Raw genomic sequence first — 13,595 nt, forward strand, 5'->3', positions numbered from 1 at the left:
CGTACGAGCCGCGCCACCCACATATGTACGCGACCGAAGTGCAGCGTCTCACCACCGCACCGCCGTGGCGGCACGGACCCTGATTCTTCCTGTCCGGCGCACAGGTTGCGAACCCGGCGACACATCGGGATGTCACGCCGCAAAACCCCCTCTTCCCGGTCGGGGGGCGGATTTCACCTCTCCGATCGCCTCTCCCTCACCTCTCCAGGAGGGCGAAGGACGCCCCCTGATTGTCGGCGACGACGGCGACGGTTCCGTACGACGTCCCGAAGGGCGGCACCTGCACCCGCCCGCCGAGCCGGGCGACCGTGGCGAGGGCGGCCTCCAGCTCCGCGACCCGGAAGTGGACGAGGAAGTGCGGCGGCATCTCGGCCGGGAAGACGTCGGAGACGGCGGCCCGGCCGAATTCCGGCTCGGCGCCCGGCCCGAACAGCGCGTCGTGGAACAGTCCGCCGTAGAAGACGTTGGCGGTCTCGGTGTCGCGGGCGTAGAGCTGGGTCCAGACGAAGGTGCCCGGCTCGTGGCGTCTGCCGAAGCCCTGGTGGCTGTCCGGCTGCCACAGCCCGAAGACGGCGCCCTCGGGGTCGGCGGCGAGGGCCGCCAGGCCCAGTCCGTCGACCCGGGCGGGCGGGATCACGATCTGCCCGCCGCCGGCCCGGATCCGCTCGGCCAGCGCCCGGACGTCCGGGGTCGCGAAGTACACGGTCCAGACGGTGGGCATACGGCCGTCCGTCTTCGGCGAGAGCGCGGCGACGGGCTCCCCGTGCAGCCGGGCCGGCACGGAGGCGCCGTACGTCTCCTCCGCGAAGCTCCACCCGAAGAGCTCACCGTAGAACCGCTTTCCCGCCTCGACGTCGGGAAGCTGCGCGTCCACCCAGCAGGGGACGCCCTCTGTGCTCGCGGATGCCCTGTTTTCGGCCATGTCGCCAAAGTAGCCGGGTCACGCGCGGCCCGCAGACCAGGCACACCAGCCTCTGAGAGCTCATGCACCCCATTTGCAGTCGGCCGAATCGCGCTCCGATCACTGCTCGGTAAGCTGACGACATGACAGGACAAGTGCGTACCGTCGACGGCCGCGTGGCCGGTCGACGTGGGCAGGCGACCCGGCAGAAGCTGCTCGACTGCCTCAGCGAGATGCTCAGCTCCTCCCCCTACCGGGACGTCAAGGTCATCGATGTCGCCAGGAAGGCGGGCACTTCACCCGCGACCTTCTATCAGTACTTCCCCGACGTCGAGGGCGCCGTTCTGGAGATCGCCGAGCAAATGGCCGCCGAGGGCGCCGGATTGGCCGAGCTGCTCGAAGGCCGGTCGTGGACCGGCAAGGCCGGCTGGCAGACGGCGCAGGAACTCGTGGACGGGTTTCTCGAGTTCTGGCGCCACAACGACGCCATTCTGCGCGTGATCGATCTCGGTGCCGCCGAGGGCGACAAGCGCTTTTACAAGATCCGTTCGAAGATCCTGAACTCCGTGAACAACTCCCTGGCGGAATCGGTCACCGAACTCCAGTCCAAGGGCCGGGTCGACAAGGACGTGAATCCGGCCGCGATCGCCGGTTCGCTGGTCGCGATGCTCGCGGCGGTCGCCTCGCACCAGAAGGGCTTCGCCCCGGGGGTGAAGCAGGCCGAACTGAGGCCGAACCTGGCGCTCCTGGTGCACCTGGGAGTCACCGGCAAGAAGCCGACGCGATAGCCCGCACCCCGGCCTCGGACTCCGTCCAGGCCCCAAGTCCTGTCAGGCAGGCGGCGGTCCACCCGGGTGGACCGCCGCCTGCCGCCATGTCGGGGGAGAGACGCGAGAGGCCTCAGACGCGGTCGAGCCAGACCACGATGCCCGTCAGGTCGTGGAGGACGGCCGCGACGCCCGCCCGGACGGCGGCGGCGCAGCGTCCGGCGGTGAACGACTCCGGGTCGTACGTCGAGGACATGCCGAGCCCCTCGCCCCGGAAGGACGCACCGGACCAGTCGACCGCCGTGACGTTGTGGGTGGGTTCGGCCAGCTCCGCGCCGACGACGAGGAACTGCTGCGACAGATGGCTCGCGGTGACCACGGCGAGCGGGTCGACGAGATCGTTGCCCGCGCCGACGACCAGGTCCGGGCTCATGCCGATGGCCCGCTCGATGGCGGGAACGAGGTCGTGGGGGCCGTCGGCGGTCACCGTCCTGAGGTCGACGTGCTCGCTCGCCGCCCAGTCCCGCACCGCCGACACCATGGCCCTGGTCGGACGGTCGTCGCCCGCGGTGAGCAGCACCACGCGGTAGCCCTTCGGCGGGTGCACGTCCCTCCAGGAACCGGGCCGCGGCGTGACCGTGGCCTCCGGGGTGGGCGGGGCGGAGGGGTCGGTGAACCCCGCGCCGAGCATACCCACGGCGGTGGGCTTCGCGTGCGGCTGTGACCAGTCGTCGCCGGAGCCGCATCCGGTGACCAGTGCGGCGGCCGCGACCAGCGTGGCAACGGCCCGAAGCGGGGAGCGCAAGGCGATCGTCCTCCGAGTGAAGGTGGGTGCGCCGCCATCCTGCTATCCGCGACCGCCGCGGGTCGCCCCCGGGAGCGCCGATGCGGGGGTTGTTTCTCAACGGTTCGCCGACGGGCCGGAGTTTGTTCACCGATGACATGCACCGTGCACGGGAAACCCCAAGGAGCCACCATGTCATCTCGGGTTCGCCGCGCCCTCGTCGGAATCACCGCGGCAGTGATCGCCTTCCTGGGCCTCGGGCAACCTGCCTCCGCCCATGGATTCTCGTCCGTCGTGTACGTCCACATCACGGGCGGCGACGGCGGCCGCGTGCGCACGGTGCTGGAGCTGGAGTACGACCTCTTCGTCGTGTCCGCCGCCGACGCCGAGCACGACGACCCCCTGTTCCGGGCCGGCACCGCCGCCTTCGAGGCGGAGGACGCCCGGGCGCAGGCCGCGGCGATCGAGTCGCACTCCGACTCGGCCGTCAGGTACGTCACCGAGCGTTTCTCGGTCGGCGCCCGCGGCAAGGCCTGCACACCGTCGCGGGCCGGCGACGTCACGATGGGCCGACGGGAGGGCGTCCCCTACGCCTCCCTGCCGCTGGAGTGGGCCTGCCCCGCGGGGGACGGCGACCGCGAGGTGCGCAGCACGCTCTTCCCCGGCTCCGAGGGCTATGTCCGCGACACCAGGACGATCGCGACCTACGACCTCACCGGCATCTCCGGCAGCGCCGCGCTCGACGCCGGCCATCCGTCCTTCTCGATCAGTCAGTCGTGGTACGAGCGATTCTGGGAGTTCTTCCGCCTGGGCGCCGAGCACCTGCTGACCGGTGTCGACCACATCCTGTTCCTGCTGGCGCTGATCGCCGGGTCCCGCCGCCTGCGGGAGATCGTGCTCGCGGCCACGAGTTTCACCCTGGCCCACTCGGTGACGTTCCTGCTCGCCGCGCTCGGCCTGGTGGAGGCGCCGGGGCGGATCGTGGAGCCCGTCATCGCGCTGTCGATCGCCGTCGTCGCCGGCTGGCACCTGTGGCGGCTCCGGCGCCACGACGACCGGGCCGCCGTCCTCGCCGGACCGGCGGAGCAGGGCCCGTTGGGCCTGGACCGGGCCGGATGGCTGCGCCTCGGGGTCGTGTTCTGCTTCGGCCTCGTGCACGGCCTGGGGTTCGCGGGCGCCCTGGGGATCGACGAGCCGTGGTCGTGGACCCTGCTGTGGTCCCTGCTGGTGTTCAACGTCGGTATCGAAGCGGTGCAGTTGGGGATCATCGTGATCGTCTTCCCGCTTCTCGCGCTGCTGCGTCACCGCGCGCCGAGGGCGGGCATGTGGGCGACCGGCGCCCTGTGCGCGGGGGTGGCCGCGATGGGTTTGGTGTGGTTCGTGCAGCGGGTGCTCGAAGGCTGAGAACAGCCCAGGTCTAGCGGGAAGTTCAGCTGATCCCAAGATCGCATTTGCGATTGATTTACCCAATCCGGAGACCTTGATGGCCTCCACTCCATGCACCTCCGTGCACCAAAGGAACGAATCTGATGATTTCGAGACCCTCCTCGTCGGCCTCCGGGTCGGCGCGGCGCCGCGTGGCCACGGGTACCGCCGCGGCATTCCTGGGCCTGACGGTGGCCCTCGGCAGCGGCCTGGCCTCCCCCGTCCAGGCGGCCGAGACCAGCACGTTCACCGGCATCATCCTCGGCGTCGGCGCCAACGAGTCCCAGCGCACCGTGACCTGGTACTCCTCGGCGGACACCACGCAGAAGGTCCAGCTCGCCCCGACGGCGCAGCTGGACAAGGGCGAGTTCCCGGCCTCCGCCATCACCTTCGACGCTCTCGGCGGGGAGAACATCTCCACCAGCGGCGGCTACAACCGCCACGCCACGCTCACCGGTCTCCGTGAGCACACGGCCTACTCCTACCGGGTCGGCTCCGAGGGCAACTGGTCCCCCGCGTACTCCTTCAAGACGCAGGACTTCAAGGGCGACTACGACTTCCTGTTCTTCGGCGACCCGCAGATCGGCTCGTCCGGCAACACCGCCAAGGACCAGGCCGGCTGGCAGGACACCCTCGACGTCGCGCTCGGCGCCAACCCGGACAGCGAGCTGCTGGTGTCGGGCGGCGACCACGTCGAGACCGCCAACACCGAGTCCCAGTGGAACGCCTTCCTCGCGCCCAACCAGCTGCGCCAGTACCCGTGGGCCGCCACCATCGGCAACCACGACGTCGGCGGCAAGGCGTACGAGCAGCACCTCTACACGCCGAACACCGACCGCTCGGCGCCGCTGTACTCCAACGGCCAGCCGGCCTCCAACACGTCCGGCGGCAACTACTGGTACATCTACAAGGATGTGCTGTTCGTCGACATCAACAGCAACAGCTACGCCACCAGCCAGGGCGGCGGCGGCGACGCGGCGCACATCGACTACGTCACGGACGTCATCAAGAAGCACGGCTCCGAGGCCAAGTGGAAGGTGCTCGTCTTCCACCACGCCATGTACTCGCCGGCGTCCCACGCCAAGGACTCCGACGCCAAGGTCCGCCGCGGCGACCTGCCGGCCGCCTTCTCCAAGCTCGGTGTCGACCTGGTGCTGGCCGGCCACGACCACGCCTACTCGCGCAGCTACCTGCTGAAGAACAGCGAGAAGCAGAACAAGGACGAGCAGCCCGGCGCCGCGGACGTGTACCCCGGCCCGGGCGGTGTGCTGTACGTGACGGCCAACTCGGCCTCGGGCTCGAAGTACTACGGCATCACCAAGCCGGACACCAGCGGCACGAGCGGTGCCGGCAACGGTGCCGACCCGCTGAACCCTGGTAACTACTGGTACAACTCGGTCCAGAACCAGGAGAACGTCCGCAGCTACGTCAAGGTCAAGGTCCGCAACGACAGGCTCGTCGTCGAGAACCTGCGCAGCGGCACCTGCGCGGCGCCCAACGCCGCGGTGGAGCTCGGCCAGTCCTCCTGCGTCAACACGCCCTCCGGTCAGCCGGTCGGCTCGGTCGTCGACAAGGTCACCGTGCACCCGTACCACGGCGACGGCCAGGACATCCAGGTGAACGTCCCGAACGCCGCCCCGGGCGAGTTCGGCTGGACGATCGACGGCTACAACGGCCTGGTGGACCTCGGCACCGCCAAGGACCACGACGGCGACTACTTCCAGGCCACCGGCAGGATCAACCCGATCCTCGTGTCGGACAGCCGCCGTTCGCTCGCCCCGTGGTCGATCTCGGCCAGTGTGGGTGACTTCAAGGACGCCGACAAGGTGTTCTCCGGCGCGTACCTCGGGTGGAAGCCCAACGTGCTCGAGGAGGGCGCCGGCGCCAAGGCCAGCGGGGAGGTGGCCTCCGGCTACGACGGCGGTGCGGGTCTGTCCGTCTCGCGCGGACTGGGCTGGGCCGACCAGGGTCACCCCAAGGGCAAGGCCAAGCTGGGCGCCGACCTGGATCTGAAGATCCCGGGCAGCGTCGACAAGGGCGCCTACCGCGCCACCCTCACGATCACCGCTCTGAGCAGCTGACCGTAACCGCTTGACCAGGGGGGTGGGCACCTTCCGGTGCCCACCCCCCGCCACTCGTTCCAGACCCGCACCAGACCGCCCGAGGACCCCGAGATGCCCCTGCCCGCAACGCGCCGGAAGACCACGGTCACCGCACTCGCCCGCACCGCCGCCCTGGCCCTGCTCCTGGCCTTCGCCCTCACCGGGCTGCGGGCCACCCCGGCCGCGGCGGACGGCGGCGACGTCACCTGGACGGTCAGGACGGCGCCGAACACCTACGGTGCCGACCGGTCCAGCTTCGGCTACGCCGTGAACCCCGGTGGACGCGTCGAGGACGCCATGGTGGTCTCCAACCGCGGCAAGTCCCCGCTCACCCTGGCCGTGTACGCCGCCGACGGCTTCACGACCGACACCGGCCAGCTCGACCTGCTCACCAAGGACAAGAAGTCCGTCGGCGTCGGCGCCTGGGTGCACGCCGACCGCGCGAGCGTCGTCCTCAAGCCCGGCAAGTCCGTCAAGGTCCCCTTCACGGTCACCGTGCCCGACAACGCCACGCCCGGCGACTACGTGGGCGGCGTCCTGACCTCGCTGCGGCAGTCCGACGAGGCCGAGGGCATCAACGTGGACCGGCGCCTCGGCATCCGGGTCAAGCTGCGCGTCAGCGGCGACCTCAGGCCCGCCCTGGCGGTCGAGAACCTGCGCGTGGACTACTCCGGCTCCGCCAACCCGTTCACCACGGGCGACGCCACCGTCACGTACACCGTCCACAACACGGGCAACGCCGTGCTCTCGGCCCGGCAGTCGGTGTCGGTCTCGGGCCCGTTCGGATGGCTGAGCGCCGAGGCGGGCCGGATCCCCTCGCCGCCCGAGCTGCTCCCGGGCGAGAGCTGGAAGATGAAGGTGCCCGTGCACGACGTGGCGCCCGGCGTCGTCCTGACCGCCACCGCCACCCTCACCCCCCTGCTCACCGACGCGTCGGGCTCCACCACCGCGCTCGACCCGGTGACGGGCACCGCGCACGGCTGGGCCGTCCCGTGGACGCTGCTGCTGCTCCTCGTCCTGGTGATCGCGATCGCCGTCGGGGCGGTCGTCCGCGCCCGCCGCGTCCGCGCCCGGCGCAAGCTGCGCGAGGACGCCCGTGTGCGGGACGCGGTCGAACAGGCGCTGCGCGAGAAGCAGACGGCCGAGGACACCGACGAGGCCGACGAGGCCACGGACGCCCCGGACGCCCCGGAGGCCCGGAAGAGCTGAGTCCCGCACGGGGCGGGCGATACTCGGGGCATGGAACCGGATCTTCACGAGCTGCTGGCGTCACTTCGCGTCTGGGACCCGGAGTTCACCGAGCTGCCCGCCCTGGACCCCGCGACGGCACCCGCCACCCCGCTGCCCCTCTTCGCGCGGTGGCTGACGGAGGCGGCGGCGGCCGGGCAGCCCGAGCCGCACACGATGTCGCTGGCGACGACGGACGAGGAGGGTCGGCCCGACGTCCGCGTCGTGATGCTGCACGGCGCGGACGCCGACGGCTGGTCCTTCGCCACCCACGCCGGCAGCCGCAAGGGCCGCCAGCTCGCCGCGAGTCCGCACGCCGCCCTCGCCTTCTACTGGCCGGTCCTGGGCCGCCAGGTCCGTGTCCGGGGCCCGGTCACGACCGCCCCGCCCGAGGAGGCGCACGCGGACCTGCACGCCCGCTCGACGGGTGCCCTGGCCGCCGCCCTCACCGGCCGGCAGAGCGAGGTCCTCGACTCCCTGGACGAACTGGCCCGGGCCTCGGAGTCGGCCTGGGAGCGGGCCGCCGGTGCCCCGGACACCGAGGTTCCCTCCTGGACCCTCTACCGCCTCCGGCCCACCGAGGCCGAGTTCTTCCAGGGCGACGCCCGGCGGCGCCACGTACGGCTGCGCTACCGCCGTACGCCGGACGGCTGGGCGCGCGAACTGCTGTGGCCCTGACCCGGCTCAGCCGAAGTCGTACATCGCGAAGTCGGACACCGGCCGGTAGCCGATCCGCTGGTAGAGGCCGTTGCTGGTCGGGTTGGCGAGGTCGGCGAACAGCAGCACCTCCTCGGCCCCCGACTCCAGCGCGGCCCGGCTGACCTCGACCGTGACGGCGCCCGCGTATCCGCGCCCCCGCAGGTGCGCCGGTGTGTAGACCGCGACCACCCGCACCTGTCCGGCGACCTTCGGGGTCGTGCCGGCCATGGCTACGGGCGTCCCGTCCGGGTCGTGCCAGAACATGACGTCGCCGCGGCGCACGCGCTCGTCCGCCCAGCGCTCCGGGTCCTGGACGCCCGGCTCGCCGATGGCGACCGAGAACTCCTCGAACCACCGGGCCAGTCGCTCGCGGTCCGCCTCGCCCGCCACCTGGGCCCGGCCCGGCGGGACCGCCCGCGGCACCGTCAGCTCGCCCAGCCGGTAGAGCCGCATCCGCTGCCGCAGGCGCACCTCGGCGCCGGTGATCCGGCGCCAGGCCCCGGCGAAGGCTGCGGCGGTGTCGCGGTCCGCGGTGACACCGGACACCTCGTGTCCCGCGCCGGCCAGCCGGGCCGCCAGCGCGGCGGCCTCCTCCTCGGTCAGGGCGGTGAGCAGGAGCGGATGGGGCGGCGTGCGGAGGAAGGCGGCCCGCGTGCCCGCCCCGCTGTCCCCGTCCAGCAGGCCGAACTCGGGTGCGGCGTCGCCGTAGAGCCGGTCGCCGCTCAGGCGCAGGTTCTCCGCCACCGTGAGGAGGACGGTGTGCGGTGCGGGCCGCGAGCGGAGGAACTCCCCTCCGCGCGCCAGGAATCGCTCGACGTCGTCGGTCAGGTGCCAGTCTTCGGTGGTCGTCCCGGAAGTCATGCCCCATGGTCCCGTCCGAGGCCGTCCGGCGCCCGCGAATTTACGGGGCGTCCGGCTCCGGGTCCGTGGCCAGACGCGCGTGCAGGTGCGCGTCCCGGAAGGCGTCCCGGCGGTCCGGCTCGAAGATCGCGCCGCGCATCGTGCCCTCGTGCCGGAAACCGCAGCGCTCGGCGACCCGGCAGGACGCCCCGTGGCCCACGGCGTGGTCCAGTTCCAGGCGGTGCAGGCCCAGTTCACCGAACGCCCAGTTCGCCACCAGCCTCAGCGCCCGGGTCGCGACCCCGCGACCGCGGGCCTCGGGCAGAACCCAGTAGCCGGTCGTCGCGGCGCCGAGCGGCGGGCGGATGTCGTTGACGCCGATGTGCCCGAGCGTCGTGCCGCTCCCGGCGTCCGCGATCAGGAAGGACGCGGCCGTGCCCTCCCCCGCGCGCAGGGCGCGTACCCGCAGCGAGTCGCGGGCGCCGGTGAGGTCCGTGACGGGGACGAGCGGTGTGTTCCAGCGGCGGAACTCCGGGTCGGTGATGCCGCGCAGCCACGACTGCGCGTCGGCGTCGGACTCCGGATCCCACGGACGCAGCAGCAGCCCGTCCCCCGAGATCCGTGCCGTGGCGAGGTTGCGTATGTCATCCAGGTCGGCGGTCACCGGCCCATTAGACACCTCACGACATCCGGCTCGCACAAGCGTTCATTCGTGATCAATCCGCAACCGATACCAGCCTTGACCGAGTCCCCTCAACCGGTCGGGCGATTACTCTCATGCCCATGACCGACTCGACCACCGTCTCCGCGGCGCGGCACGCCGACCGTCCCGTCTACGTCATCGGCGGCGGTCCGGGCGGGCTGGCCGCCGCGCAGGCGCTGCGCGCACGGGGAATACGCGCGGTCGTCCTGGAGAGGTCCGACCGGGTCGGGGCGTCCTGGCGGCGGCACTACGACCGGCTGCGCCTGCACACCACCCGGCGTCTGTCCGCGCTGCCGGGGCTGCCGATGCCGCGCCGGTTCGGCCGGTGGGTCGGGCGCGACGACGTGGTGCGCTACCTGGAGAAGTACGCCGAGCACCACGGTCTCGAGATCGTGACCGGCGTGGAGGTCTTCCGCGTCGAGCCCGCGCCGGACGGCACCGGCTGGCTGCTGCGCGCCTCCGGCGGACGGGAGCTGACCGGCGGCGCGGTGGTCGTCGCCACCGGCCACAACCACACGCCCCGCCTGCCCGACTGGTCCGGCCGGGAGACGTACCAGAGCGGGCCCGGCGAACTGGTGCACGCCGGGGAGTACCGCAACGCCGGACCGTACGCCGGGCGTGACGTGCTGGTCGTCGGTGCCGGCAACACCGGCGCGGAGATAGCCGTGGACCTGGTGGAGGGCGGGGCCGAGCGGGTACGGCTGTCGGTGCGCACTCCCCCGCACATCGTGCGCCGGTCGACGGCCGGGTGGCCCGCCCAGTACACGGGCGTGCTCGTACGGCGGCTGCCGGTCCGGCTCGTCGACGTGCTCGCGCGACCGGTGGCCGGGGTGAGCGTGCCGGACCTGTCGGCGCACGGCCTGCCCCGCCCCCGCACCGGCCTGTACTCACGGGTCGCGGAGGGCGCGATCCCCGTCCAGGACGTCGGTCTCCTCAACGCGGTCCGCAAGGGCAGGGTCGAGATCGTGGCCGCCGTGGAGGGCTTCGAGAACGGCAAGGTGCTCCTCGCCGACGGCACCCGCGTCCAGCCGGACGCCGTCATCGCCGCCACCGGCTACGTCCGTGCCCTGGAGAGGCTGGTCGGCCATCTGGACGTGCTCGACTCCCGTGGCAGACCGGTGGTCCGCGGTCACCGCACCCCGAAGAACGCGCCCGGCCTGTACTTCACCGGCTTCACCAACCCCATCAGCGGCATGCTCCGCGAACTGGCCCTGGACGCCGGGCGGATCGCCGGGGCCATCGCGAAGGAGAACGCCCGCAAGGACGGCCGCAAGGTCTCCCGGCTGCCGGCCTGATCCACCTGACGTGCCGACAGGCACGTCGGTGTTTCACGCGGCCGCGGGGCTCAGGATCCCCGGCCGCCGCCGGATCACCAGCGCCATCAGGGCCGCCGCGGCGCACAGCGCGCCCGAGGCGTACCAGACCACGTCGTAGGAGCCGAAGACGTCCCGCGCGAGACCGCCGAGGTAGGCGACCAGTGCCGCGCCGACCTGGTGGGAGGCGAGCACCCAGCCGAAGACGATCGCGCTGTCCTCGCCGTAGTGCTCCCGGCACAGGGCGAGGGTGGGCGGCACGGTGGCGACCCAGTCGAGACCGTAGAAGACGATGAAGAAGATCATCGGCGGGTGCACGGTCGGCGCCAGCAGGATCGGCAGGAACAGCAGCGAGACACCGCGCAGCGCGTAGTACACGGCGAGCAGGCGACGCGGTTCGAAGCGGTCGGTGAACCAGCCGGAGGCGATGGTGCCGGCCACGTCGAACACGCCGATGACCGCGAGCAGCGAGGCGGCCGCCGTGATGGGCATCCCGTGGTCGTGGGCGGCGGGCACGAAGTGGGTCTGGATCAGGCCGTTGGTGGAGGCGCCGCAGATGGCGAAGGTGCCGGCCAGCAGCCAGAAGGGTCCGGTGCGCACCGCCGAGGACAGGACGGCCAGGGTGCGGCGGGCGGCCCCGGGCACGGGCACGGGCTTCGGTACGAACTCGTCGGCGCCGTACGGCTTCACGCCCACGTCCGCCGGGTGGTCGCGCAGCAGCAGCCAGACGAAGGGGACGACGGCGAGGGCCGCGAGCGACACCGTGACGGCGGCCGGGCGCCAGCCGTGCGACTGGACGGTCCAGGACAGCACCGGCAGGAAGACGAGCTGGCCGGAGGCGGAGGCGGCGGTGAGGATGCCCGTGACCAGGCCGCGCCGCTGGGTGAACCAGCGGTCGGTGACCGTCGCGGCGAAGGCCAGCGCCATCGAGCCGGTGCCGAGGCCGACCAGCAGGCCCCAGCACAGCCACAGTTGCCAGGCGGTGGTCATCCACACGGTCAGACCGGAACCGGCGGCGATCACCACGAGGGCGGAGGCGACCACCCGGCGGATGCCGAAGCGGTCCATGAGCGCGGCGGCGAAGGGCGCGGTGAGCCCGTACAGCGCGAGGTTGATCGAGACCGCGGCGCCGATCGTTCCCCGCGACCAGCCGAACTCCTCGTGCAGCGGGTCGATGAGCAGGCCGGGCAGCGAGCGGAAGGCCGCGGCGCCGGTGATCGTGACGAAGGCGACGGCGGCGACGAACCATGCGCGGTGGACACGGGCGGCACGGCGGGGGGACGGGGTGCGGGCCGCGGTGGCGGACGCGGGTTCGGTTGTCTGGCTCACACCGTAGAGCTTCCGGCAACGGCCCGGACCTCCCCCACTGGCCCGAAGGACAGCATTCGCTAGGATCGGGCCATGGACCAGGCCACGGACTTCCGCCCGCACCGCGTCGCCGTCCTCGCCCTCGACGGGCTGCTGCCCTTCGAGCTGGGCATCCCGCACCGGATCTTCGGGCGGCCCCTGGACGCGTCCGGACGGCCGTTGTACGAGGTCGTCACCTGCTCGGTCCGGCCGCCCGGCCCGGTGGAGACGGACGCCGACTTCTCGATCCACGTGCCGAACGGCCCCGAGGTCCTGGCCACCGCCGACACCGTGATCGTCCCGGCCTCTTACGAGCTGGGCCCGGTCTACGAGAAGGGAGTGCTGACCGGGGAACTGGCCGCCGCCCTGGCGCACATCCGGCCCGGCACCCGGCTCGCCTCCATCTGCACGGGCGTGTACGTGCTGGCCGCGGCGGGGTGCCTGGACGGGCGGCGCGCCGCGACGCACTGGGCCGACGCCGACCACTTCCAGCGGGTCTTCCCGCGGGTCCGGGTGGACGCGGACGTGCTCTTCATCGACGACGGCGACGTACTGACCTCGGCGGGCGTCGCGGCCGGGATCGACCTGTGCCTGCACATGGTGCGCCGCGACCACGGCACGGCGGTCGCCGTCGAGGTGGCCCGGCGGACCGTCGTACCTCCGCACCGCGACGGCGGCCAGGCGCAGTACATCCACCGGCCGGTGCCCGACGCGCAGCTCGCCACCACGACCACCGCGCGCGCGTGGGCGCTGGGCCGCCTGCACGAGCCCATCCGGTTGCAGGACATGGCCGCGCGGGAGGCGATGTCGGTACGGACCTTCACCCGGCGCTTCCGCGAGGAGGCCGGGATCAGTCCCGGGCAGTGGCTCACCCAGCAGCGCGTCGAACGGGCCCGGCACCTGCTGGAGTCCACGGACCTGTCCATGGACCGGGTGGCCCGGGACGCCGGCTTCAACACGGCGCAGTCGATGCGGCAGCATCTCCAGGCGGCACTCGGGGTGACCCCGACGGCCTACCGGCGGACCTTCCGGGTGAGCGGATCCGCTCGGGCCGAGGACGGGTTTCAGGGCCGGGAAAGTTTTCCACAGCCTGTGGACGCGCGTTAGGCGTCCCGAAGGGCGGGGCGGGTCCGGCTGGCGGCGCGCCCCTGCCCGCCTCCCCAACGGCAGCGCGCGCCGCCCTCCGATCCCGGCGCACCGGTCCCACCCCCTCGGACCCTGAAGGGACCGGTCGGCGCCGACATCACGACCCGCACTCGTCGAGGACTTCCGGTGCCCCAGCCCTCGTCGTCCCCTCGCGGCGAATCGCTGAGCACCAGCGTGATCAAGCGGACACGAGGCGTCAACACCGCCCTGTCGATTTACCCGTTATGCCCCCTCGCAACGGGGCGCGCACAGAAGCATCTCCCGGCGCACGGCCTCGCCACCGGAACAACGGGGCTACGGGCCTTCGGGGCTACGGAGCTACGGACGACCGGGGCTACGGA

Annotated in this window: 12 protein-coding genes; 7 read left to right on the forward strand and 5 right to left on the reverse strand. The window is 72.3% G+C overall.

Annotated elements, in window-relative coordinates; genetic code table 11:
* Window positions 1-196: 196 nt before the first annotated feature.
* On the reverse strand, window positions 197-922 hold the full coding sequence (locus ACIP4X_RS05010; RefSeq protein WP_358736673.1) for a VOC family protein: 726 nt from the start codon (window positions 920-922) through the stop codon (window positions 197-199).
* A gap of 134 nt (window positions 923-1,056) precedes the next feature.
* Here ACIP4X_RS05010 and ACIP4X_RS05015 point away from each other — a divergent pair, with 134 nt between their 5' ends.
* Window positions 1,057-1,689, forward strand: a complete 633-nt coding sequence (locus ACIP4X_RS05015; RefSeq protein ID WP_391454425.1) for a TetR family transcriptional regulator — start codon at window positions 1,057-1,059, stop codon at window positions 1,687-1,689.
* A gap of 112 nt (window positions 1,690-1,801) precedes the next feature.
* Here ACIP4X_RS05015 and ACIP4X_RS05020 read toward each other — a convergent pair whose 3' ends face one another.
* On the reverse strand, window positions 1,802-2,473 hold the full coding sequence (locus tag ACIP4X_RS05020; RefSeq protein ID WP_358738379.1) for a hypothetical protein: 672 nt from the start codon (window positions 2,471-2,473) through the stop codon (window positions 1,802-1,804).
* Window positions 2,474-2,644: 171 nt separating this feature from the next.
* Between ACIP4X_RS05020 and ACIP4X_RS05025 the strand changes: the two genes are divergently transcribed.
* The 4 genes from ACIP4X_RS05025 to ACIP4X_RS05040 all read left to right on the forward strand — a co-directional run bounded on the left by ACIP4X_RS05025 (window position 2,645) and on the right by ACIP4X_RS05040 (window position 7,884).
* The gene (locus ACIP4X_RS05025) at window positions 2,645-3,856 is read left to right on the forward strand and encodes a HupE/UreJ family protein (RefSeq protein ID WP_391454189.1); all 1,212 of its coding nucleotides are present in this window, start codon (window positions 2,645-2,647) and stop codon (window positions 3,854-3,856) included.
* 125 nt (window positions 3,857-3,981) lie between these two features.
* The gene (locus tag ACIP4X_RS05030; protein WP_401346686.1) at window positions 3,982-5,958 is read left to right on the forward strand and encodes a fibronectin type III domain-containing protein; all 1,977 of its coding nucleotides are present in this window, start codon (window positions 3,982-3,984) and stop codon (window positions 5,956-5,958) included.
* Window positions 5,959-6,051: 93 nt separating this feature from the next.
* Window positions 6,052-7,188: a WxL protein peptidoglycan domain-containing protein gene (locus ACIP4X_RS05035; RefSeq protein WP_391454193.1), complete on the forward strand. Its 1,137-nt coding sequence runs from the start codon at window positions 6,052-6,054 to the stop codon at window positions 7,186-7,188.
* Between the two features lie 30 nt (window positions 7,189-7,218).
* Window positions 7,219-7,884, forward strand: coding sequence for a pyridoxal 5'-phosphate synthase (locus ACIP4X_RS05040; RefSeq protein WP_358730999.1), 666 nt, complete (start codon window positions 7,219-7,221; stop codon window positions 7,882-7,884).
* A gap of 6 nt (window positions 7,885-7,890) precedes the next feature.
* Here the strand turns inward: ACIP4X_RS05040 and ACIP4X_RS05045 are convergent, their stop codons facing one another.
* Window positions 7,891-8,766 carry a GNAT family N-acetyltransferase gene (locus ACIP4X_RS05045; RefSeq protein ID WP_401346690.1) on the reverse strand — a complete coding sequence of 292 codons (876 nt, stop codon included), beginning with the start codon at window positions 8,764-8,766 and terminating at the stop codon, window positions 7,891-7,893.
* A 40-nt stretch (window positions 8,767-8,806) separates the two neighbouring features.
* The gene (locus ACIP4X_RS05050; RefSeq protein ID WP_391454199.1) at window positions 8,807-9,409 is read right to left on the reverse strand and encodes a GNAT family N-acetyltransferase; all 603 of its coding nucleotides are present in this window, start codon (window positions 9,407-9,409) and stop codon (window positions 8,807-8,809) included.
* A 119-nt stretch (window positions 9,410-9,528) separates the two neighbouring features.
* Between ACIP4X_RS05050 and ACIP4X_RS05055 the strand changes: the two genes are divergently transcribed.
* On the forward strand, window positions 9,529-10,743 hold the full coding sequence (locus ACIP4X_RS05055; RefSeq protein ID WP_401346693.1) for a flavin-containing monooxygenase: 1,215 nt from the start codon (window positions 9,529-9,531) through the stop codon (window positions 10,741-10,743).
* A gap of 33 nt (window positions 10,744-10,776) precedes the next feature.
* On the opposite strand, the gene ACIP4X_RS05060 is transcribed toward ACIP4X_RS05055, so the two are convergent.
* Window positions 10,777-12,090: an MFS transporter gene (locus ACIP4X_RS05060; protein WP_358730992.1), complete on the reverse strand. Its 1,314-nt coding sequence runs from the start codon at window positions 12,088-12,090 to the stop codon at window positions 10,777-10,779.
* Between the two features lie 72 nt (window positions 12,091-12,162).
* Between ACIP4X_RS05060 and ACIP4X_RS05065 the strand changes: the two genes are divergently transcribed.
* On the forward strand, window positions 12,163-13,215 hold the full coding sequence (locus ACIP4X_RS05065) for a helix-turn-helix domain-containing protein (protein ID WP_358730990.1): 1,053 nt from the start codon (window positions 12,163-12,165) through the stop codon (window positions 13,213-13,215).
* Window positions 13,216-13,595: the final 380 nt, after the last annotated feature.

Origin of the sequence: Streptomyces sp. NPDC088817 (assembly GCF_044750345.1) — a bacterium.
In the GTDB taxonomy this organism is placed as follows: Bacteria; Actinomycetota; Actinomycetes; order Streptomycetales; family Streptomycetaceae; genus Streptomyces.